Below are 21,622 nucleotides of genomic sequence, written 5' to 3' on the forward strand. Positions count from 1 at the left end.
ATGACGGAAGCCTATATTTATGACGCAGCGCGCACCCCTCGGGGTAAGGGCCGCAAAGACGGATCGCTCCACGAGGTCACCTCGGTGGCGTTGTCCGCCCGACTGCTGAACGCGGTTAAGGAACGCAACGGCCTAGAGGGCCACGCGGTCGAGGATGTGATCTGGGGCAATGCCACGCAGGTCATGGAGCAGGGCGGCTGTCTTGCCCGTTCGGCGGTGTTGCTGTCGGATTTGGATGAACGCATCCCCGGCCTGTCGATCAACCGCTTTTGCGCCTCGGCGATGGAGGCAGTGAACATCGCCGCCAACCAGATCAAGGGCGGCGCTGGCAATGGCTATATTGCAGGTGGCGTGGAAATGATGGGCCGTGTTGCGATGGGCTCGGACGGCGCAGCGATTGCCGTTGACCCGCAGCTCGCGATGAAAACCTATTTCGTCCCGCAGGGTATTTCGGCGGACATTATCGCCACCGAATACGGCTTTAGCCGCGAAGACGTGGACGCGCTTGGCGTTGAAAGCCAGCGTCGCGCTATTGAGGCGATCAAGGATAACCGTTTCGCGAAATCCATCGTGCCGGTTGTCGATCAAAACGGCCTCGTCATTCTTGATCATGACGAGTTCCCCCGTCCGGGCACAACGATGGAAACCTTGGGCGCGCTGAAGCCGAGCTTCAAAGACATGGGCGAGGTGATGCCGGGTTTTGATAAGGTCGCGATGCTGAAATACCCCCATCTCGATCACATCAACCACGTCCACCACGCGGGCAACTCGTCCGGCATCGTGGATGGTGCCTCGGCAATCTTGATCGGCAACAAGGAATTCGGTGAAGCGCATGGCCTGAAACCGCGTGCCCGCATTCGCGCCACCGCCAAGATCGGCACCGATCCCACGATCATGCTGACCGGCCCGGTGCCGGTGACCGAGAAGATCCTGAAAGACAGCGGCATGTCGATTTCCGACATCGACCTGTTCGAGGTGAACGAGGCCTTCGCCGCCGTTGTCCTGCGCTTCATGCAGTTCTTCAATGTCGACGCGAGCAAAGTGAACGTGAATGGCGGTGCAATCGCAATGGGTCACCCGCTGGGCGCCACGGGCGCAATCATCATCGGCACGCTTCTGGATGAATTGGAACGGCGCGATCTGAGCACCGGTCTGGCAACGCTGTGCGTGGCGTCCGGCATGGGTGCCGCCACCATCATCGAACGCGTGTGAGGGAGGGACAAATGGCTGATTTCAAATACGAACTGGGCAGCGACGGCGTTGCCATCATCACTTGGGACGTCCCCGAGAAATCAATGAATGTGATGAGCATGGAGGGGTTCACCCTTCTCGACAGCTTCATCGACAAAGCGCTGGCCGATGACGCCTGCAAAGGCGTGGTGATCACCTCGGGCAAGCCCGATTTCGCAGGCGGAATGGATCTCAATGTCATCGCGCAGATGCGCGAAGGCGGCGCGCAGGCGATCTTTGACGGCGTGATGAGCATGCACCACGTCCTGCGCAAGATTGAGCGCGCCGGGATGGACCCGAAGACAAATAAGGGTGGCAAGCCGATTGCGGCCGCCCTTCCCGGCACCGCGCTGGGGATCGGTCTGGAACTGCCGCTCTCGACCCATCGCATCTTTGCTGCCGACAACCCCAAGGCCAAAATCGGGCTGCCGGAAATCATGGTCGGTATTTTCCCCGGCGGTGGCGGCACAACGCGCCTTTCGCGCAAGCTGGGCGCAATGGTTGCGGCCCCCTTCCTGCTGGAAGGCAAGCTGTCTGACCCGAAGAAAGCCAAAGCAGCCGGTCTGATCGACGAGGTGGTCGATGATCCGGTTGCGGCTGCGAAAGACTGGGTCTTGAACGCCAAGGACGCCGATCTGGTGAAACCTTGGGATGCCAAGGGCTACAAAATGCCCGGCGGCGCGCCCTATCACCCGGCGGGCTTTATGACCTTTGTCGGCGCTTCCGCGATGGTGCATGGCAAGACCAGCGGTGTGTATCCCGCCCCGAAGGCGTTGCTTTCGGCGGTGTATGAGGGCGCGCTTGTGCCCTTCGATCAGGCGATCAAGATCGAGGCGCGCTGGTTCACCAACGTTCTGCTGAACCCGTCTTCGACGGCGATGATCCGTTCGCTCTTCATCAACAAGGGCGCGCTGGAAAAAGGCGCAAACCGCCCCGATGCACCCGATCAGACCGTGAAAAAGGTCGGCATTCTGGGTGCGGGCATGATGGGCGCGGGGATTGCCTATGTCAGCGCCAATGCCGGGATTGAAGTCGTGCTGATCGACAACGCCCAAGAGGCCGCCGATCGCGGGAAATCTTACTCCGAGGGCATCCTCGACAAGGGGATCTCGCGCAAAAAGGTGACTGAGGAGAAGAAAGCCCAAGTGCTGGGCCGCATCACCGCGACCACCGATTACGCCGCCCTTGAGGGCTGCGATCTGATCGTTGAGGCGGTGTTCGAAGATATGGGCGTCAAGGCTGAGGTCACCAAGAAGACCGAAGCGGTCATTCCCAAAACCGCGATTTTTGCCACCAACACCTCGACCCTGCCGATCACCGAACTGGCCAAGGCCAGCGCGCGCCCCGAGCAGTTCATCGGCATTCACTTCTTCTCGCCTGTCGACAAAATGCTGCTGGTCGAGATCATCAAAGGCGAACAGACCGGTCCGGTGGCCGTGGCTAAGGCGCTTGATTTCGTGCGCCAGATCCGCAAGACGCCGATCGTGGTCAATGATGCGCGCTTCTTCTACGCCAACCGCTGCATCATTCCCTATATCAACGAGGGTATCCGCATGCTGGCCGAAGGGGTGAACCCGACGCTGGTTGAACATGCCGCGACGCAGGTGGGGCTGCCGCTGGGGCCGCTGCAACTGGTCGATGAGACTTCGATTGATCTGGGCGTGAAAATTGCCAAGGCGACCAAGGCGGCGATGGGCGATGATTACCCGGATGGGGCGATCGATGACGTGCTGTTCTGGATGGCCGATCAGGGCCGGATGGGGCGCAAATCCAATGCGGGCTTTTACGAGTATGACGACAAGGGCAAGCGTCAGGGTCTATGGGAAGGTCTGGATGCCAAATTCCCGCGCGCCGATGAGCAACCCGATGTGACCCACGTCCAGCACCGCCTGTTGATGGCGCAAGTGCTGGAAGCAGTGCGTGCCTTTGAACAGGGCGTGCTGGAAGACATCCGCGAGGGTGACGTAGGCGCCATCCTTGGCTGGGGCTTTGCGCCGTGGTCAGGTGGCCCGTTCTCATGGCTCGATATCCTTGGCGCAGGCAAAGCGGTCGAGATCTACGACGCGCTCACCAAGCAATATGGTGCACGCTTTGAGGCCCCGGCCCTCCTGCGCGACATCGCAGCCAAGGGCGACACGTTCTATGGCCGCTTTGGCAAAGGTCAGGCTGCAAAAGCCGCCTGATCGCAACACGACAGACCGGGGCAAGGCGCGGTTCCCTGCACTTTCCCGGGTCGATATGAAGCGCCGGAGTCTGCAAAGACCCCGGCGTTTTCATGCCACCAAACCCGCGAACGCAAACCGCCGCGCCCTTTTCGGGTCGCGGCGGTTTTGACTATCGGGAAAGCAGGACGCTTATTCGGCGGCGTAGGCGTAGCTTTCAGAAATCATATCGTCTTCGATCATCTCCGCCACGATTGAACGCGCCATTTCAAGCGGCAGCGCCTCATACATCGCGGGGGCGGGTTCGATCATCGCGTTCAGGCTGCCTGCACTGACCGAGCTGCAATGGATCATGCCGGTGCCATTGGCGTAAATCACCTCATCGCGATCAAATTCCAGCACTACGACCTCAACCTTTTGGTGCGGCGTGATGCGGTCAATGCCGCGATACCCTTCAAGGGCAGCCGCCGGGATCAGCGCAAAGGGGTCGCCAAACACCGACTCCGCCAGATCACTTTCCACCAAGACGGTCTGCTCGGGCAGGAGAAGCATCGCGGTGGCATTGCCTAGCGCGCCGACGGGAACGGCGAGCGGTTGCAAATGGCGCGGGCAGTTATTGGAGCCAAGCCATAGCTGCATGCGTTTGACAGCCACCACCGGGCGCGGACCGTGATCGAATGTCATCACGATGTCGCCCGCCACGATCCCCTCAACCGGACGCCAGCCCATCTCGGTCGCAATCCGCGTGCCAGCAATGATCCCCTCGCTTTGGTTCACACCCGAGGCGTGCCCTGCGGCATTCGACAGCATGGCGTCGAAGTCATCGGCGTCTTGACGAGCTTTGGCGGCAGTCCCGAACATATCCGTCTTCCTTCTGAAGAGCCCCGAAGGGTGCATTTCCCGATGTGTTCAGTCGAAGTGATTCCCGCGATGATTCGTGGGCGCAAAAGCGGCGCAAAAAAGGCACTGTGCAAATTGCGGCAACAATTCGGCGCGATTAAGCGTGATTGCGACTTGCGCGGCGATTAATCAGCAGATTTTCAACTCGGGATTAAAAAGAATATCCAAAGCGCGCGATGTCGGGCGCACAAAGTCGCGCGACAAGGGCGTGATCGGCGTCGCTGTAATAGCCCCGCCAATCGGGTGCCCGATCCGAGGCATTGCTTTGAGCGAAGGGCGTGATGGAGAAACCCAGATGCGCCTCAAGCGGGGCGGCGTCTTGCTCTGCATGCTCAAGGCGTATGAACGCATTGCAATGTTCAACGCGATCCGGTCCGGTCAAATAGCTGCCATAGGGGGAAGCCGCGATTGAGGCTTGAGTATGCGGCGCGGTCAAAAAATCCGAGAAGTCCCGCGCCTTGGCCAGTGTCACCGCCGGATGGTCAAACCGCTGTTTGCGCAGCCAGTGATAATAGCTCACCAGCCGATCCCACGGATTGCGCACCAGAGTGAAGGTGAAATAGCTCTGCGCCTCGGCCGCACTATAAAGCCCGATCCCATCCGCCAGCGTGCTGTGTTTCCACAAGCGCCCCGCCGTTTGCACGTCCGCCAGCCGTCCCTTGCGACGGCGCGCCTTGGGCGTGTCCCCGATCAGAATATCATCGGCCATCGCGCGCGCCTCCAGCGCCAGCGCCAGCGCCGTGCCCCCCGTCTTGGGAATATGAACAAAGATATAGCGGCGGCCATGCGAGACGATCATGCCGGCAACTTTAGCGTCAAGTGTGATCGACGAAAAGCATTCTGCCCCCTTCACATTCCGTCGTCAGAGGCAGTAAATATGCAAGGATATTACCGGAGGAGGAATTCATGGGCTGGCTTGCTGACGAAACAGGTCTGGAGAAATGCGCGGCGAACTACGTTCCTCTGACTCCCTTGTCCCACCTGAACCGCGCGCTTGACGTATTTCCCGAACGCACGGCGGTGATCTACGGGACGCGCCAACTGACTTACGTCGATTATCACGCACGCGTCAGCCAGCTTGCATCGGCGCTTAAGGCGCGCGGGATCGCGCCGGGCGATGTGGTGGCCACGCTGCTGCCCAACACCCTACCCCAAGTCGAGGCCCATTTCGGTGTGCCCGCCTGCGGTGCCATCCTGAATGCGATCAATACCCGGCTCGACGTCGCGACCATCGCCTATATCTTTGAACATGGCGGAGCCAAGCTTGTGCTGTGCGACACGGCGCTTTTGCCGCTTGCCGAAGAGGCGCTTAAGGCGATGTCCGGCGCAGCACCCCAGATCATCGAGGTCGCCGATCCTGAGCACGGGTTCGAGCCGACCGGCCATTATCTGGAATACGAGGCGCTGCTGGCCAAGGGCGATCCGATGTTTGACTGGACCATGCCGCAGGATGAATGGGAAAGCATCGCGCTGAATTATACCTCGGGCACGACGGGGCGCCCCAAGGGCGTGGTCTATCACCATCGCGGTGCCTATCTGTCCACCATCGGCAATATGGTGTCGTGGCGGATGCAACTTTACCCGGTTTTGCTGACCATCGTGCCGCTGTTTCACTGCAATAGCTGGACCCATCCCTGGATGGTGCCGATGCTAGGGGGCACGGTTGTTTGCTGTCGTGACGTCACCGCCAAGGCGATCTATGACGCAATCGCCGATCATGGTGTCAGCCATTTCGGCGGCGCGCCGATTGTTCTCAATACCATCGTCAATGCCAAAGACGCAGACCGCCGCGCTTTTGATCACATCGTCGAGGTGTTCACCGCAGGCGCACCGCCCCCGGCCTCGACTTTGGCCGCCGTTGAACCGCTGGGCTTTAACGTCACGCAAACCTACGGCCTGACGGAAACCTACGGGCCCTCGGTGGAATGCACATGGAAGCCCGCATGGGATGGCGCCGCGGGCGACGAACGCGCCAGCCTGAAGGCACGCACCGGCGTTATGATGGCAATGATGGAAACCGTGACCGTGCATGATCATGGCAAAGAGGTGACGCGCGACGCCGCCCATCTGGGCGAGATCGTGATGCGCGGCAATATGGTGATGAAGGGTTATTACAAGAACCCGCAAGCCACGCGCGAGGCGTTTGAGGGCGACGTTTTCCATTCCGGCGACATCGCGTTCATGCATCCCGATGGCTACATCAAGATCACCGACCGCGCGAAGGACATCATCATTTCAGGGGGCGAAAACGTCTCGTCTGTCGAAGTCGAGGGTGTGATCGCCGCGCACCCGTCGGTGTCGCTGGCCTCGGTCGTCGCCAAGCCGGATGAAAAATGGGGCGAGGTGCCTTGCGCGTTCGTCGAACTCAAGGACGGGGCCGAGGCCACCGAAACCGAGATCATCCAGTTCTGCCGCGAACGCCTTGCGGGCTTCAAGACGCCCAAGCGCGTGATTTTTGCCGATCTGCCCAAGACCTCGACTGGCAAGATCCAGAAATTCGAGCTACGCGCCGTGGCGAAACTACTCGATCAGGAACAGGTCTGAGCGCGGGTGCGGCGCGGTCGGGGACTGCGCCGCGAAACCCGGCAACTGATTGACGCATCGGCAGGATCGGCTATCCTGCGCGTCAACAAGAGCAGCAACAGGTCCCAATGACCGCCCTAAGCGAATATGAACGTCTTGAAGCCATCGGGCTTTGGCGCGCCGATCCTGAGGCGCAGCGCCGCGATGTGATTTTATCACTGGGCGATGCAAGTCTGGTGATTTCCGATGCCAAGGCAGGCTCGGCGCTGGCGCATTGGTCGCTGCCCGCGATGATCCGGCGCAATCCCGGCGCGCGCCCTGCAATCTACGCCCCCTCGGATGAGCCCGGCGAAACCGTGGAACTTGACGACGAGGTGATGATCGCCGCGATCGAAAAAGTGCACACCATCATTGAGTCCAAACGCCCCCATCCGGGCCGACTACGCTCGTTTCTGATTGGCGGCATTGTGCTGTGCGTTGGTGCGGTGGCGCTGTTCTGGCTGCCCGGTGCCCTAGTCGATCACGCCGCGCGCATTACGCCACAGGCCAAACGCGTCGAGATCGGGCGCAAGCTGTTGACCGAACTGTCCACGATGGCAGGACAGCCCTGCACCAGCCCCTCGGGCGATCAGGCGCTGGCCGCGCTATCCAAACGCCTGCCCGGCCATGACACGATTGTCGTGCTGCCCGAGGCGTTGATGGGCGCGCGGCTGCTGCCGGGCAAACTGGCCGTCATAGGGCGCAACGCGATTGAGGGGCCAGACACTCCCGAGGTCGTCGCGGGCTACCTGATCGCGACCGAGGATGCGGCAGCAGGGCAATCGCCGCTCAAACGAATGCTGCGCGAACTTGGCCCCGGTGCAGCGCTGCGTTTGCTGACCACCGGCAATCTGCCCGATAGCGGGATCAACACCTACGCCGAGCAATTGCTGCGCCAAGAACCCACGCCACCGCCGACAGACGGGTTGCTGCGCGCCTTTCGCAGCGCCGGGGTTAGCTCGACGCCCTACGCCTATGCGCTGGACCAGACGGGCGAAACGGTTCTGGGGCTGATTGAGGCCGACCCGTTCAAAGGCCAACCCTCCCCCCGTCCGGTGCTGGCAGATGCGCAATGGGTGGCGTTGCAAGACATCTGCACGGGGCGCTGAAACGCGCAGCCGCGATAAAAAAGGCAGCCCCGCAGGACCGCCTTTTTCGATATTCGTCCGGGTGTAAACCTAGCGTAGCAGCGCATCCGTGAACCCGGCCCGACGTACCTGTGCCAGCGCGTTCTGCAACGCGGACGAGGCGGCAAACGGCCCCGCATAGATCACCGTCAAACCGCCCGAGCGCCCTGTCGCGACCGGCAGACCCAGCGCGCGCAACCGTTCCTTGGCCCCTGCGGCATTGCTGGGAACGCCAAAGCTGCCGACCTGCACGAAGCGCTTACCCGACATCACAGGCTGGCGCGTTTGCGTGGCTGCGGGCGCAACCGATTTCGTCGATACGCCCGCGCGGGCGACAGGCACATAAATCACCCGTTGCTTAGGCGCGGGAACCAGCCCCATCGGCGTCTTGGTATTCCAACGCTGCGCCATCTGAGCATTGCCTGCCTGCGTGCGTGGTCCACGATAAGGGTTGAGCCGCCCGTCTTTGAATGCCGGTTTCCAGCCACCAGCCGGTTCAGGAGAGGTGGTCACGACAGACGCGAGACCGCCCACGCTGACTTCACGCGGGATCTGTTGCACAACGGGCTGCGCCACAGCGATTTGCCCGCGCGGGGCCGTCGCGAACACCGCATCTTGCGGGCCGCAGCGCACGGTGCGACCGTTGCTGGACTGCATATAGGCCTGTGCGACCGGGTCGAGATCGGCGCAAACGCTTGCAGAGGCGACCTGCATCGGCGCGCGGTAACGTTGGGGCGCAGCCGCGCGCGCCACCGTCACAGGTGGCGCGGGCATACGCTGATCGCCCGTCATCGAATAGGGCGAGACATAACCGCGCTGCGTGGTGGCGGGGGTGGTTGCAGCCGCTTGCGCCACCGCGCGCGGGGCAAGCGTTTTCACCGGGTAATAGGGCGAGTTACTGCGGCCCGTTTCGGGCATCATATTCGACGCAACCGTGGCCATCGGGGCCTTCGCCGCGCGCCGGGTAGGGGTATAGCTGCGCGTCACCGGCGCAGCCACTTTCGAGGTCGGGGCGGCTTTTGCAATCACGGGTTTGGGGGCTACAACCTGCGCGGGGGCCGCAGTGGCGACCTGCGCGGCAGGCAAGCTGGGCTTAAAGCCACAGACGGCGGTACGGTCCCGGTTGATCCGAGGCACCCATTTGGTGGCATTTCCATAGCCCGCGCGCACAAAAACGCAGCCCGCGCTATCGACATATTGCCGCCCCTTGAACGAGGCTGGCGGGATCTCCTCGGGCGAATAGCTTTGCGCCATCGCACCGCTTGTACCCATCATCGCCCCGAAAACCGCAGCCGTTAAAATCCCACCAAAACGCATACATGCCCCCATGTCCAATGAGACCGGAGAATGACGGAACCTTGCAGGCGAGTAAAGGAAAAATGGCTTATTTTGTGCCAAACATCCGGTCACCCGCATCCCCTAGGCCGGGCACGATATAGGCGTGTTCGTTCAGCTTTTCGTCAAGCGAAGCGGTCACGATCGGCACATCGGGATGGGCCTCACGCATCCGCGCGACACCTTCCGGGGTGGCCAGCAGGCACAGGAAGCGAATATTCGTCGCCCCCTTCGCCTTGATCAGGTCAATCGCCGCGACCGAGCTGTTGCCCGTGGCCAGCATCGGATCGACGACGATCGTCAGGCGCTCGTCCAGATTGGCGGGCAGCTTACAGTAATATTCGACCGGCTGGAGCGTTTCTGGATCGCGATATAGGCCAACAAAGCCCACTCGCGCCGCCGGGATCAGCTCCAGCACGCCATCAAGCAGCCCGTTGCCCGCCCGCAGAATCGACACCAGCGCCAGCTTTTTGCCCTCAAGGATTGGCGCCTCCATTTCGCACAAAGGCGTCTGGATGGTGCGGGTCGTCATCTCCAACTCGCGCGTGATCTCATAGGCCAGCAGCAAGCTGATCTCGCGCAATAATTGACGAAAGGAATTGGTCGAGGTTTCCTTGTCGCGCATCAAGGTCAGTTTGTGCTGCACCAGCGGGTGATTCACCACGGTCAGATGATCGGTCATATAGTGTCCCTCACGAAAAACGATTTGCCCGGACCTTGCGCCGGAATGTTGAGATGATCCGCGACCGACGCCGCGATATCGGTGAACGCTACCTGCCCGATGGTGCGCGCGCCCTGCCCCGGCGCGTAGCCCAGAACCGGCACGCGTTCGCGGGTGTGATCGGTGCCAGTCCAGGTCGGGTCATTACCGTGATCGGCGGTAAAAATCGCCAGATCGCCGGGGCGCAGCCGTGTCATGAACGCAGCTGCAACGCTATCAAACCATTCGAGCGCGCGCGCATATCCCGCCACGTCGCGGCGGTGGCCATAGAGGCTGTCGAATTCGACGAAATTGGCGAAGGTCAGGCTGCCTTCCTCGGCGTTCTCGGCCAAATTCAGCAGGTGATCAGCCAGATCGGCATCACCCTTACCTTTATGCAGGTGGGTGACGCCGCGCTTGCTAAAGATGTCGCCGATCTTGCCAATCGCATGGGTCACACGCCCCGCGTCATAAGCCCAATCCAGCAACGTCGGCGCCGGTGCCGCCATCGCAAAATCGCGCCGATTTGGAGTGCGGGTGAAGACCCCGTTTTCGCCAATGAACGGGCGCGCGATCACGCGGCCCACCTTCATGCCGTGCAGCGTTGGGGCAAGCCCCTCGCACAGCGCAAGCAAGCGATCGAGACCGAAATGCTCTTCATGGGCGGCGATCTGAAACACGCTATCGGCCGAGGTGTAACAGATCGGCCAACCGGTACGGATATGTTCGTCGCCCAATTCCTCGATGATATTGGTGCCCGAGGCGTGGCAGTTGCCCAAGATCCCCTCGGTGCCGGCGATCTCGCAGGCCTCAGCCACTAGATCGGGCGGAAAGCTGTTGGTCTTATCGGGGAAATAATGCCAGTCCCACGGCACCGGCACGCCCGCCATTTCCCAGTGCCCCGAAGGCGTATCCTTGCCCGGCGAGACCTCGGTTGCCGCGCCCCAAAATCCCTGCGGCGCAGCGCCCAAGCCCGGCGCATCTACGCCAGAGGCCAGCTTAATCGCAGCCCCCAGACCCAATGCATCCAGATGGGGCAGCTTCAGCGCCCCTTCGCGGCCCTTATCGGCACGCCCCTCCGCACAAGTCTGCGCGATATGGCCCACCGTATTGGCACCGGTATCGGGCGTGCCATCGTTGAAAAACCGATCCGCATCGGGGGCGCCGCCAATACCGACGCTGTCCATGACGATCAAGAAGGCCCGGCTCATGCCCCGATCCTTTCGTGAATAAGCGGCGGCTCCTCGGGGGGCTCGTCGCTGAATTGATAGGCCGCGCGCACCGCCGCCTCGGCGGCATCGGCATGGGCAGAGTCGCTGGCATGCACCAGCATTAGCGGATCGCCCTCTCCCATCGCCTCGCCAATCATGCGCATCTCGGAGAGACCGACCGAGGGATTGATCTTGTCGCTGCCCACCAGTCGCCCGCCGCCCAGATGCACCACCGCCTCACCCAAAGCGCGCGTGTCGATGCTGGCGATAAAACCGTCACGCGGCGCGGTGATCGCGCGCAAGATAGGCGCTGCGGGTAGCCGGTCGGGGTAGCGTTCAACGAAATCCACGGGGCCACCAAGCGCCGCGACCATCTTACCGAAAATCTCCGCCGCGCGTCCGGTTTCAAGCGCGTCGTCGATCCGCTCCGCGCCCTCCTCGGCATCTGCCGCCAGACCCGCCAGCACCAGCGCCTCACCGCCCAACGCCGCCGTGATATCCCACAAAGCGCCGCTAACGGCTGTGCCGGTTAGCGTCTCCATCACCTCAATCACTTCAAGCGCATTGCCCGCGCACAGGCCAAGCGGCTGGTTCATGTCGGTGATCAGTGCGGTGGTCTTGCAGCCCGCGCCATTGGCGGTCTCGACCAAACTTTTCGCCAAAGCACGCGCGTCATCCGCGCTGGCCATGAACGCACCAGAGCCGACTTTGACGTCCAAGATCAGTCCTTCCAACCCGGCAGCCAGCTTCTTCGACAGGATTGAGGCGGTGATCAGGTCGATGCTTTCCACCGTCCCAGAGATGTCGCGAATACCGTAAAGCCGCTTGTCAGCGGGTGCGATTTCTTCGGTCGCACCGACGATGGCGCAGCCGACCTCGCCCACCACCTTTCGCAAGACCTCGATGCCGGGCAATGCGCGATAGCCGGGGATCGATTCCATCTTGTCCAGCGTGCCGCCCGTGTGGCCCAGCCCACGCCCCGAGATCATCGGCACATAGCAGCCACACGCAGCCAGCGCCGGCGCCAGCAGCAACGACACGCTATCGCCCACCCCGCCAGTCGAATGTTTGTCGATCACAGGACCGGGCATGTCCCATTGCAACACTGAACCGCTGTCGCGCATCGCCTGCGTTAACGCCACGCGCCCCGGCGCACCGATACCTTTGAGCAGCACCGCCATCGCAAACGCGCCCGCCTGCACGTCTGACACTGCGCCGTCGGCCAATCCGCGTGCGAACCAAGCCGCACCTTCAGCCGTTAAACCATCTCCATCGCGCACCGCACGAATGACCGAACGCGCGTCCATTACACGTTATCCATGTGGCTAATGTCGAAGCGCCCCGGCAGCAGATCACCCACTGTCGTGTCAAGCCGCTCACCCTCAGTCGTGGCCAAAGTCACTGGCGTGTCATGGCGCGCAAACTCCGCCAGTTTCTGGCGACACCCACCACAGGGCGGCACCGGACTGGGGCAATCGGCAATCACCGCAACCTCTGTGATCTCGGTCTCGCCCGCTGCGATCATCGCCGCAATCGCGCCCGCCTCGGCGCAGGTGCCCTCGGGATAGGCCACGTTCTCGACATTGACGCCGCGATAGATTGTACCCGAAGCGCCGCGCACCGCCGCCCCCACCTTGAACTTCGAATAGGGGGCATAGGCGTTTTCGCGCACCTGACGCGCGGCATCGAGAAGCGACATGGCCGTCTCCGGGCTGGGCCGGACGGTGAATTTTGTCCAGCCGGTTGAGTTTTGTCGATCCTGCGCCGGGCGCGCGGATGATGCAAGCGGGGAGGCAGCGTCAAGCGCCTTGCCTCGCGATCAGTTCATGCCGCAAGGTCAGCGTCGGGGTTGCATTTGCGCCCCCTGTGGTATCTAGAACAAGATAGACATGCGCGGTCGCAAATATAGTTTAGCGCTAAACCAGTTTGGGAGAGGGATCTATGGAAGAGGTTCGTCACGACAATACCCGGCAATCGGCACTGGACTATCACGCCCATCCCAAGCCCGGAAAACTGGAGATCCGCGCCACCAAGCCGCTGGCCAATGGCCGCGATCTGGCGCGCGCCTATTCCCCCGGCGTGGCCGAGGCCAGCCTTGAGATTAAAGCCAATCCCGACACCGCGCGCGACTACACCGCTCGGGGCAATCTAGTAGGTGTAGTGACCAATGGCACCGCCGTTCTTGGGCTGGGCAATATCGGCGCACTCGCCGCCAAGCCGGTGATGGAAGGCAAGGCGGTTCTGTTCAAGAAATTCGCCGATATTGACGCTTTTGATATCGAGTTGAATGAAAACGATCCCGAAAAACTGGCCGAAATCGTCTGCGCGCTTGAGCCCACCTTTGGCGCAATCAATCTAGAAGACATCAAGGCGCCTGAATGCTTCATCGTCGAGAAAATCTGTCGCGAGCGGATGAATATTCCGGTGTTTCACGACGATCAGCACGGCACCGCGATTGTTGTGGGGGCAGCGGCCACAAATGCGCTGCATCTGAGCGGCAAGAAATTCGGGGATATCAAGATCGTCTCGACGGGTGGCGGGGCGGCGGGAATTGCCTGCCTCAATATGCTGCTCAAGCTGGGCGTTAAGCGTGAAAACGTGTGGCTGTGTGACATCGCGGGACTGGTCTACAAGGGCCGCACGACCGAGATGACCGCACAGAAGGCAGATTATGCGCAAGACAGCGAGTTGCGGACGCTGGACGATGTGATCGGTGGGGCAGATATGTTCCTCGGGCTTTCCGGCCCCGGCGTCCTGACCCCCGAAATGGTTGCTAAAATGACTGATAAACCGATCATTTTCGCGCTGGCCAACCCGACCCCGGAAATTCTGCCCGATCTAGCCCGCGAGGTCGCGCCCGGTGCGATTATCGCGACAGGGCGCAGCGATTTTCCCAATCAAGTCAACAATGTGCTGTGTTTTCCCTATATCTTCCGCGGCGCGCTAGATGTAGGGGCCACCACGATCAACGATGAGATGCAGATCGCCTGTATCGAAGGCATCGCCAAGCTGGCGCGCCAAACCACCAGCGCCGAGACCGCCGCCGCCTATCGCGGTGAAAAGCTAACCTTCGGGACCGAATACCTGATCCCGAAGCCCTTTGATCCGCGTCTGATGGGTGTTGTGGCCAGCGCCGTGGCCAAGGCTGCGAAGGAGACAGGCGTTGCGACCCGACCGCTGGAAGACCCCGCCGCCTACAAACTCAAACTTGACGGGTCGGTGTTCAAATCAGCGCTGCTAATGCGCCCGGTCTTTGAGGCTGCGGCTACCGCCACGCGCCGCATTGTTTTCGCCGAGGGCGAGGATGAGCGTGTGCTGCGCGCGGCGAACGCGATGATTGAGGAAACCACAGATACGCCAATTCTGATTGGGCGCCCTGAGGTGATCGAGATGCGTTGCGAACGCGCGGGTTTACCGCTGCGCCTGTCCGATCTGGAAATCGTGAACCCGCAAAACGACCCGCGCTATCGCGATTACTGGGGCACCTATCACGAATTGATGGCGCGCCGTGGCATCACGCCTGATCTGGCGCGCGCGATCATGCGCACGAATACCACCGCGATTGCGGCCATCATGGTGCATCGCGAAGAAGCGGATTCGATGATCTGCGGCACCTTCGGACAGTATTTGTGGCATTTGAAATATGTGCGCGAGATTCTTGCGCGCGGTAAGTTGCGCCCAGTTGGCGCATTGTCACTGATGATTCTTGAGGACGAGCCGCTGTTCGTCGCGGACACGCAGGTGCATCATACCCCGACTGCCGAGCAGATCGTGGAAACGGTGATCGGTGCGGCGCGTCATGTCTGCCGCTTTGGATTGCGTCCAAAAATCGCGCTGTGCTCGCACAGCCAATTCGGCAATCTCGACACCGATAGCGGCGAGCGGATGCGCGAGGCAATGAATTTGTTGTTGCTCCGCGAGGTCGATTTCGATTTCGAGGGCGAGATGCATGTCGATGCCGCACTCGATCCCGAAACGCGCACCCGGCTGATGCCTGACTCGCGCTTCGAGGGCCCGGCCAACGTGCTGGTCTTTGCCAATACCGATGCCGCGTCGGGGGTGCGTAACATCCTTAAGATGAAGGCAGGCGGTCTGGAAGTCGGGCCGATCCTGATGGGAATGGGCAACAAGGTGCATATCGTGACCCCCTCGATCACCTCGCGGGGCTTGCTGAACATGTCAGCCATCGCAGGCACCCCGGTTTCGCATTACAGCTGAGTCGCGCGCGGGTTTGCAAAGCCCCTGCGCGCTGCGCCTCGCGATGCATAGTTCCGCAGGGTTTGCAAAACTTTGCGGGGCTACTTTGGGCAATTCTGCAAAAGTTTCCCCCTTCCCGCCAATGTGCGCGGTAACATTCTTGCGCCAATCCCCCCCGCCGCCTTACAAATTCTTCACATTCCTGAGGAGGAGGCATTCGCATGGATTACAAAGAGGTTTATTCCGCCTGGCAGGCAGATCCTGACAAGTTCTGGATGCAGGCTGCTGAGAAAATCGATTGGGACAGCAAGCCCTCAAAGGCGCTGTTTGATGGCGATGCCCCTCATTACGAGTGGTTCTCAGACGGGATGGTCAACACCTGCTGGAACGCGGTGGACCGCCATGTCGAGGCCGGGCGCGGCGATCAGATCGCGATCATGCATGAAAGCCCGATCACCCATTCCACCAAGGGTATCACCTACAAGGAATTGCAAACCCGCGTTGCCAGCCTCGCCGGGGCGCTCAAGATGCGCGGCGTCGAAAAGGGCGACCGCGTCATCATCTACATGCCGATGATCCCCGAGGCGCTAGAGGCGATGCTGGCCTGCGCGCGCATCGGTGCGATCCATTCGGTGGTGTTTGGGGGCTTTGCGGCCAACGAGCTGGCTGTGCGGATCGACGATTGCACCCCCAAGGCGATCATCGCCTCCAGTTGCGGGCTCGAGCCGGGGCGGGTGGTGCATTACAAACCGCTTCTGGACGAGGCGATTGAACTGGCAACGCACAAGCCCGAATTCTGCGTCATCTTTCAGCGTGAACAAGAAGTCGCCAAGCTGATCGAAGGGCGTGACTTTAACTGGCACGGCTTCCAATATGGCGCGAAGCCTGCGGATTGCGTGCCGGTTGAGGGCAACCACCCCGCCTATATTCTCTACACTTCCGGCACGACGGGGCAGCCAAAGGGCGTGGTGCGTCACACTGGCGGGCAGCTTGTCGCCCTGCAATGGTCGATGAACAACATCTATAAGATCGAGGAAGGAGATCGGTTCTGGGCAGCTTCGGATGTGGGCTGGGTCGTAGGCCACAGCTATATCTGCTACGGCCCGCTGATTGCGGGCGCTACGACCGTGGTATTCGAGGGCAAGCCGATCGGCACGCCCCATCCCGGCGTTTTCTGGCGCATCATCCAGAACAACCGGATCAAATCGTTTTTCACCGCCCCCACCGCCCTGCGCGCGATCAAGCGCGAAGATCCGACCGGCGAATGGATCAAGCGCTACGCTTTGCACGATCTTCAGGCGCTGTTTTTGGCGGGCGAGCGTGCAGATCCTGACACCGTGGAATGGGCGCAAAAGCATCTCAACGTGCCGGTAGTGGATCACTGGTGGCAGACCGAAACCGGTTGGGCGATTGCCGCCAATCCCATCGGAATCGAGGAATTGCCGACTAAGGTAGGCAGTCCGTCCGTGCCGATGCCCGGCTACGATGTGCAGGTTCTGGATGAAGGCGGCCATCCGCTTCCGCCCGGCGAATTGGGCGCAATCACGATCAAGTTGCCGCTGCCTCCGGGCACGCTGCCGACGCTGTGGAATGCCGAAGAGCGGTTCAAGAAAAGCTATCTCGAGCATTTCCCCGGCTACTACGAAACAGGCGACGCGGGCTATATCGACGAGGACGGCTATCTTTACATCATGGCGCGCACCGATGACGTGATCAACGTCGCAGGCCACCGTCTGTCCACCGGCGCGATGGAAGAGGTTCTCGCAGGCCACCCCGATGTTGCGGAATGCGCGGTGATCGGGGTCAGCGATGACCTGAAGGGGCAAAGCCCGATGGGGTTCTTGTGCCTCAATTCCGGCTGCAACCGCCCCGAGGCCGAGATCGTGAAGGAATGTGTCAAACGCGTGCGCGAAAAGATCGGCCCGGTGGCTGCGTTCAAGCTCGCTTGCGTGGTCGATCGGTTGCCCAAAACCCGCTCGGGCAAGATCTTGCGCGCGACGATGGTCAAGATCGCCGATGGCCAAGAGTGGAAAATGCCCGCAACGATTGACGATCCCGCCATTCTGGACGAGATCACGCAAGCATTGAAAACGCTCGGCTATCCCAGAGGGTGATACCCAAAATACTCGGGGCGCGGGTTTGAAAACTGCCGCGCCCCGAGACAAATTGACATGATCAGTATCACAATCGCAAGAAAACACCCGCTCAAGCCCGCTCTGATAGAAAGCGTTACTTGATTTACGCGTCCGTCACCCGGATGATCTAAACCGGGATGTACATATGAAAACACCGCGTCATTCACGCACAACCGATCAGATCTTGGACGAGCAACACGCAAGGCATGACCGTGTCTCGATGCTCGCGCATGACGCACGCTCGGCGCTTGCCGATATTCTTGGCGGGCTAAGCCTGTTTCCAGATGCATCGCTTGACCCTCAAACCCACCAACAGCTTGAACGCATCCAAAGTGCCAGCGAATACCTTGCACGACTTCTCGAACTGGGGCTGGATATTTCCATCCCGCACTATCGGGCAGGGGCGGATTATCCGCTTCGGCTGTTCGACTTTCTCACCGCGCTAGAGCGGCGTTGGCGCGGCGCGGCGGAAGCGGCTGGGATGGAGTTTCACCTTGCGGTGGCCCCCGATGTGCCCGCGATTTTGGGGATCGACGCTTTGGCGCTGGAGCGGATCTTGGCGAATGTGATTTCCAATGCGATCGCCTATGCGGGATCGGTTCCTATCCACATATTGTTCGAAATGCGGTCTGCGACGGGATTGCGCGTGTATATGCGCGATGCCGGGCCGGGATTTGCCCCTGACAACTTGGCCACCCTCTTTGATCGCGGCCAGCGCGGGGCGCAGGCGCATCTGCGTCAAGGCGACGGGCTTGGCCTGTTTATTGCGCGCACCCTGACCCATCAGTTGGGTGGCGATATAACCGCGCGCAATCGCAGCGGGGGCGGCGCCGAGATCCGGCTGGACGTGCCGCTGTCCACGGCGCGCCCCACGCGCCGCCTTGCGCACCGCCACGACGACATTACGCTGCCCGATCTGACAAACTGCCGCGTGTTGGTCGCCGATGACAGCCTGACCAATCAGGCAGTTTTGGAAAAGATGCTCAGCGCCTTTGGCGCGCGGATTGAGACGCAATCTGATGGGATCGGCGCGCTTACCGCACTCCTTGAAGCCCCGTTTGATCTGGCGGTCCTTGATATTGATATGCCCGGCGAATCGGGGCTTGGCGTGATCGCAGCATTACGTGACTCGGGGCGTGATTGGGCCGATCTGCCGATCATTGCCTGCACCGGTTTTGTCCTGCGCCCGGACCATGAAGCAATCATGGCAGCGGGTGCCGATGCCATTTTGACCAAACCAATCAATGGCATGCTCCCCTTGGCGTGTGCCATCAACAAAGCACTCGCCGCGAAACCAGCGTTTTGCAAGGCACGGCGCGGCGCGCAAGATCTACTGTTTTCAGCATTGCAACAGCGCGCAGAAGAGCCGGAAAGCAAGACTTTAGCCCTTTATATTATTGCTGACCTCAAGATGATTGCCCGTGCCATGATGCACTCTTGGCAGCAGGTCGATACTGCCGATATCCAGCGCCAATGCCACAAGCTGATCGCCGTCGCGGGGGCCGTCGGTGAAACAGCGCTCAGCACGCAGGCCCGCGCCTTGCACTGCGCAATCGAGCAAGAAACACAGGACGATATTCACGAACGCGTGCGCGAAGCCCCTGATCGCACGGACAGTTTGATCCATCAGATAACCAGTCAATTTTCCATAAAAGAATATATCCTCCCATGAATGACTCACAGGCAAAGTCCGAAAGCTGTCTTGAAGAAGATAAACGCGCAGGACAATCGACGCAGAACGATCCCATTCCCCGCGGGCGGATTTTGCTGGTAGAGGACGTGGCCTCTCTGCGCGCGATCTATCAAACACATTTGCGTAACGCGGGATTTGAAGTTCATACAGCGGCCTCGGCCAGCGACGCATTGGCGCTGTTTCGCAGCCACCCCGTTGAAATTGTGCTGCTGGATTTGATGCTGCCGGATCGCGATGGCGATGAGCTGATCCCGGAAATGCTGGCCCTGCGGGCGCGCACAGCTATTTTAGTACTTACGGCAGATCGCTCGGTTGATCGGGCGGTCAATGCGATGCGCTTGGGCGCGTTGGATGTGCTAATCAAACCCGTCAGTGAGACCCGCCTGAGCAATGCCATTGAAAATGCACGCAGTTTCGCAATGCAGGCCAACCCGCAAAGCGATGGGCAAAATACCGCGACCATAGGCGCGTTCATCGGGCAGTCGCCGCGCATGCAAAAGGTCTATGACCAAATCCGCTCGGCGGCGCGCTCTGTCGCCCCGCTGTTTATCTGGGGCGAAAGCGGCACTGGCAAAGAATTGTGCGCCCATGCGATCCACGCGCTAGGTTCACGCGCCAAGGCACCTTTCGTGACGCTGGATTGTGGTGCCCTGCCCGCCGACCGCCTTGATAGCGAGTTGTTTGGCCATAGACAGGGAGCCTTTCCCGGCGCGTTAAACGACAAAGCCGGCGCTTTGCTCAACGCCAATGGCGGCAGCTTGCTGCTGGATAATGTGTGCGAACTTGATCCGACGGTGCAGACAAAACTTTTGCGTTTTCTGGAAAGCGGTTGCATCAAACCCTTTGGCGCGGATGAGCCGGTGCAAGTTGATGTGCGCGTGATCAGTGCCGCAGCGCACCCGCCGATGGAGGTCGTGAACCTAGGCCGGATGCGCGAAGACCTGCAATATCGCCTGCATGTTCTGTCAATCGAAATGCCCCCCTTGCGCGAGCATCCCGAAGACATTGAAACGATCGCGCGCGCAGCCCTCGATCGGTTTTCCGCCGAAGAGCAACGCAGCTTTACCGCGATCAATCCAGACGCCATGAGCTGGCTGCAATCCCATTCATGGCCCGGAAATGTGCGCCAGCTGATGAACGTCTTGCGTGCGGCGGTGGTGATGCATGACGGTCCTGAACTTAGCGTCGAAATGCTGCCTGATAGCGTCAATCGCGCGCCCAAATCCCCGGGCGCAAGCCCGTCCACGCCCTGTGCCAATGCTCAACCTGTGATCCGCACGCTGGCGGAAATCGAACGCGAAGCGATTGAAGCCGCCATCGAGCGCCATGACGGCTCAATTCCACGCGCCGCGCAGGAATTGGGCGTGGCCCCCTCAACGATCTATCGCAAGCGTGAGACGTGGGAGCACGAAGCGCCAAGCACGCACTGAGCGAAAGCCGCGCATCGCGCGTTCAGGCGAATTGCTCGCGCATCAGGCGCTCTTCCAGCCCATGGCCGGGATCAAACAGGATATGATGCGCGATCTCGGGTTCCGATCTTATCTCGACCCATTTCACCGGCTTGACCGAGCGTGAATCCGCATCTGCCATCACCGGACGCTTGCCCGATTCCAGCACGTCAAAGCGCACCAGCGCCGAGGAGGGCAGGATCGCCCCCTGCCAGCGCCGGGGCCGGAAACTGGCGATGCCGGTCAGCGCCAGAACATCCGACCCGATCGGCAGGATCGGCCCATGCGCCGAGAAATTATACGCCGTAGATCCCGCAGGCGTGGACACGATTGCGCCGTCGCAAATCAGCGCCTCCATGCGCACTTTGCCGTTGATCGAGATCCGCAGCTTGGCCGCCTGCGGACCCGCGCGCAGCAGCGACACCTCGTTGATCGCAAGCGCCTCGTGCAGCACGCCATCTTCAGTTTCAGCCTTCATCGAGAGCGGGTTGATCATCGCCTCTTCGGCGGCGGCCAACCGTTCGGGCAGATCACTTGGTACATAGTCGTTCATCAAGAACCCGACCGTGCCGCGATTCATCCCGTAAACCGGCAGGCCCGTGCCCTCATGCAAGCATTGCAGCATAAAACCGTCGCCACCCAGCGCCACGATCACATCGGCCGCATAGCGCGGCACCTGCCCGTAGCGGTCGATCAAATCAGCCAGCGCAGCTTGCGCAGGCTCACCCGATGCGGCGGCGAAATGGATGTGGTCATACTGGCTCACAGCGGCGGCGTCCTCTCTCCTTCCTGTAGGTGTTGCAAGCACTTGGGCGAAAGACAAGCGCCAATCGGGTGGGGAAAAAGCGGATTTACGCGTTTGCCCGCTTCCTGCCTTGGAAAAACTGCGCTAAACGGGCGACAAACCGGAAATTTGCGAGGA

Annotated in this window: 16 protein-coding genes; 8 read left to right on the forward strand and 8 right to left on the reverse strand. The window is 60.9% G+C overall.

The features are described 5' to 3' along the window. Together ACN0SD_RS10665 and ACN0SD_RS10670 are read left to right on the forward strand one after the other, a co-directional pair. On the forward strand, window positions 1–1,212 hold the full coding sequence (locus ACN0SD_RS10665) for an acetyl-CoA C-acetyltransferase (RefSeq protein WP_417808226.1): 1,212 nt from the start codon (window positions 1–3) through the stop codon (window positions 1,210–1,212). An 11-nt stretch (window positions 1,213–1,223) separates the two neighbouring features. Then, window positions 1,224–3,413 carry a 3-hydroxyacyl-CoA dehydrogenase NAD-binding domain-containing protein gene (locus ACN0SD_RS10670; protein ID WP_417808227.1) on the forward strand — a complete coding sequence of 730 codons (2,190 nt, stop codon included), beginning with the start codon at window positions 1,224–1,226 and terminating at the stop codon, window positions 3,411–3,413. Window positions 3,414–3,584: 171 nt separating this feature from the next. Here the strand turns inward: ACN0SD_RS10670 and ACN0SD_RS10675 are convergent, their stop codons facing one another. Next, window positions 3,585–4,253 (reverse strand): Hint domain-containing protein, encoded by a 669-nt coding sequence (locus tag ACN0SD_RS10675; protein WP_417808228.1) that lies wholly within the window; start codon window positions 4,251–4,253, stop codon window positions 3,585–3,587. A 190-nt stretch (window positions 4,254–4,443) separates the two neighbouring features. After that, window positions 4,444–5,091 carry a sulfotransferase family 2 domain-containing protein gene (locus ACN0SD_RS10680; RefSeq protein ID WP_417808229.1) on the reverse strand — a complete coding sequence of 216 codons (648 nt, stop codon included), beginning with the start codon at window positions 5,089–5,091 and terminating at the stop codon, window positions 4,444–4,446. A 107-nt stretch (window positions 5,092–5,198) separates the two neighbouring features. Here ACN0SD_RS10680 and ACN0SD_RS10685 point away from each other — a divergent pair, with 107 nt between their 5' ends. Together ACN0SD_RS10685 and ACN0SD_RS10690 are read left to right on the forward strand one after the other, a co-directional pair. After that, on the forward strand, window positions 5,199–6,836 hold the full coding sequence (locus ACN0SD_RS10685; RefSeq protein WP_417808230.1) for an AMP-binding protein: 1,638 nt from the start codon (window positions 5,199–5,201) through the stop codon (window positions 6,834–6,836). Between the two features lie 107 nt (window positions 6,837–6,943). Continuing rightward, a complete protein-coding gene (locus ACN0SD_RS10690; RefSeq protein ID WP_417808231.1) occupies window positions 6,944–7,963 on the forward strand; it encodes a hypothetical protein in 1,020 nt (339 codons plus the stop codon). A gap of 69 nt (window positions 7,964–8,032) precedes the next feature. Here ACN0SD_RS10690 and ACN0SD_RS10695 read toward each other — a convergent pair whose 3' ends face one another. From ACN0SD_RS10695 to ACN0SD_RS10715, 5 genes are all read right to left on the reverse strand, one after another. Continuing rightward, entirely contained in the window at window positions 8,033–9,298 is a 1,266-nt protein-coding gene (locus tag ACN0SD_RS10695) for an SPOR domain-containing protein (RefSeq protein ID WP_417808232.1), read from the reverse strand. A 67-nt stretch (window positions 9,299–9,365) separates the two neighbouring features. Then, window positions 9,366–9,998, reverse strand: coding sequence for a uracil phosphoribosyltransferase (upp, locus tag ACN0SD_RS10700; protein ID WP_417808233.1), 633 nt, complete (start codon window positions 9,996–9,998; stop codon window positions 9,366–9,368). Then, window positions 9,995–11,227, reverse strand: coding sequence for a phosphopentomutase (locus ACN0SD_RS10705; protein ID WP_417808234.1), 1,233 nt, complete (start codon window positions 11,225–11,227; stop codon window positions 9,995–9,997). Before ACN0SD_RS10705 ends, upp begins: the two co-directional genes overlap by 4 nt. Beyond that, a complete protein-coding gene (locus ACN0SD_RS10710) occupies window positions 11,224–12,534 on the reverse strand; it encodes a thymidine phosphorylase (protein ID WP_417808235.1) in 1,311 nt (436 codons plus the stop codon). Before ACN0SD_RS10710 ends, ACN0SD_RS10705 begins: the two co-directional genes overlap by 4 nt. Further along, window positions 12,534–12,926: a cytidine deaminase gene (locus ACN0SD_RS10715; RefSeq protein WP_417808236.1), complete on the reverse strand. Its 393-nt coding sequence runs from the start codon at window positions 12,924–12,926 to the stop codon at window positions 12,534–12,536. The genes ACN0SD_RS10710 and ACN0SD_RS10715 overlap by 1 nt, the downstream gene beginning before the upstream one ends. 242 nt (window positions 12,927–13,168) lie before the next feature. Here ACN0SD_RS10715 and ACN0SD_RS10720 point away from each other — a divergent pair, with 242 nt between their 5' ends. From ACN0SD_RS10720 to ACN0SD_RS10735, 4 genes are all read left to right on the forward strand, one after another. After that, complete coding sequence (locus ACN0SD_RS10720) at window positions 13,169–15,445, forward strand: NADP-dependent malic enzyme (protein ID WP_417808237.1); 2,277 nt, start codon at window positions 13,169–13,171, stop codon at window positions 15,443–15,445. A 200-nt stretch (window positions 15,446–15,645) separates the two neighbouring features. Further along, the gene (locus tag ACN0SD_RS10725; protein ID WP_417808238.1) at window positions 15,646–17,538 is read left to right on the forward strand and encodes a propionyl-CoA synthetase; all 1,893 of its coding nucleotides are present in this window, start codon (window positions 15,646–15,648) and stop codon (window positions 17,536–17,538) included. A 166-nt stretch (window positions 17,539–17,704) separates the two neighbouring features. Continuing rightward, window positions 17,705–19,231, forward strand: coding sequence for an ATP-binding protein (locus tag ACN0SD_RS10730; protein WP_417808239.1), 1,527 nt, complete (start codon window positions 17,705–17,707; stop codon window positions 19,229–19,231). Next, the gene (locus tag ACN0SD_RS10735) at window positions 19,228–20,682 is read left to right on the forward strand and encodes a sigma-54-dependent transcriptional regulator (RefSeq protein WP_417808240.1); all 1,455 of its coding nucleotides are present in this window, start codon (window positions 19,228–19,230) and stop codon (window positions 20,680–20,682) included. The genes ACN0SD_RS10730 and ACN0SD_RS10735 overlap by 4 nt, the downstream gene beginning before the upstream one ends. 22 nt (window positions 20,683–20,704) lie before the next feature. On the opposite strand, the gene ACN0SD_RS10740 is transcribed toward ACN0SD_RS10735, so the two are convergent. Then, entirely contained in the window at window positions 20,705–21,466 is a 762-nt protein-coding gene (locus ACN0SD_RS10740; RefSeq protein ID WP_417808241.1) for an NAD kinase, read from the reverse strand. Window positions 21,467–21,622: the final 156 nt, after the last annotated feature.

The organism is Thioclava sp. (assembly GCF_048263065.1).
GTDB lineage: Bacteria > Pseudomonadota > Alphaproteobacteria > Rhodobacterales > Rhodobacteraceae > Thioclava.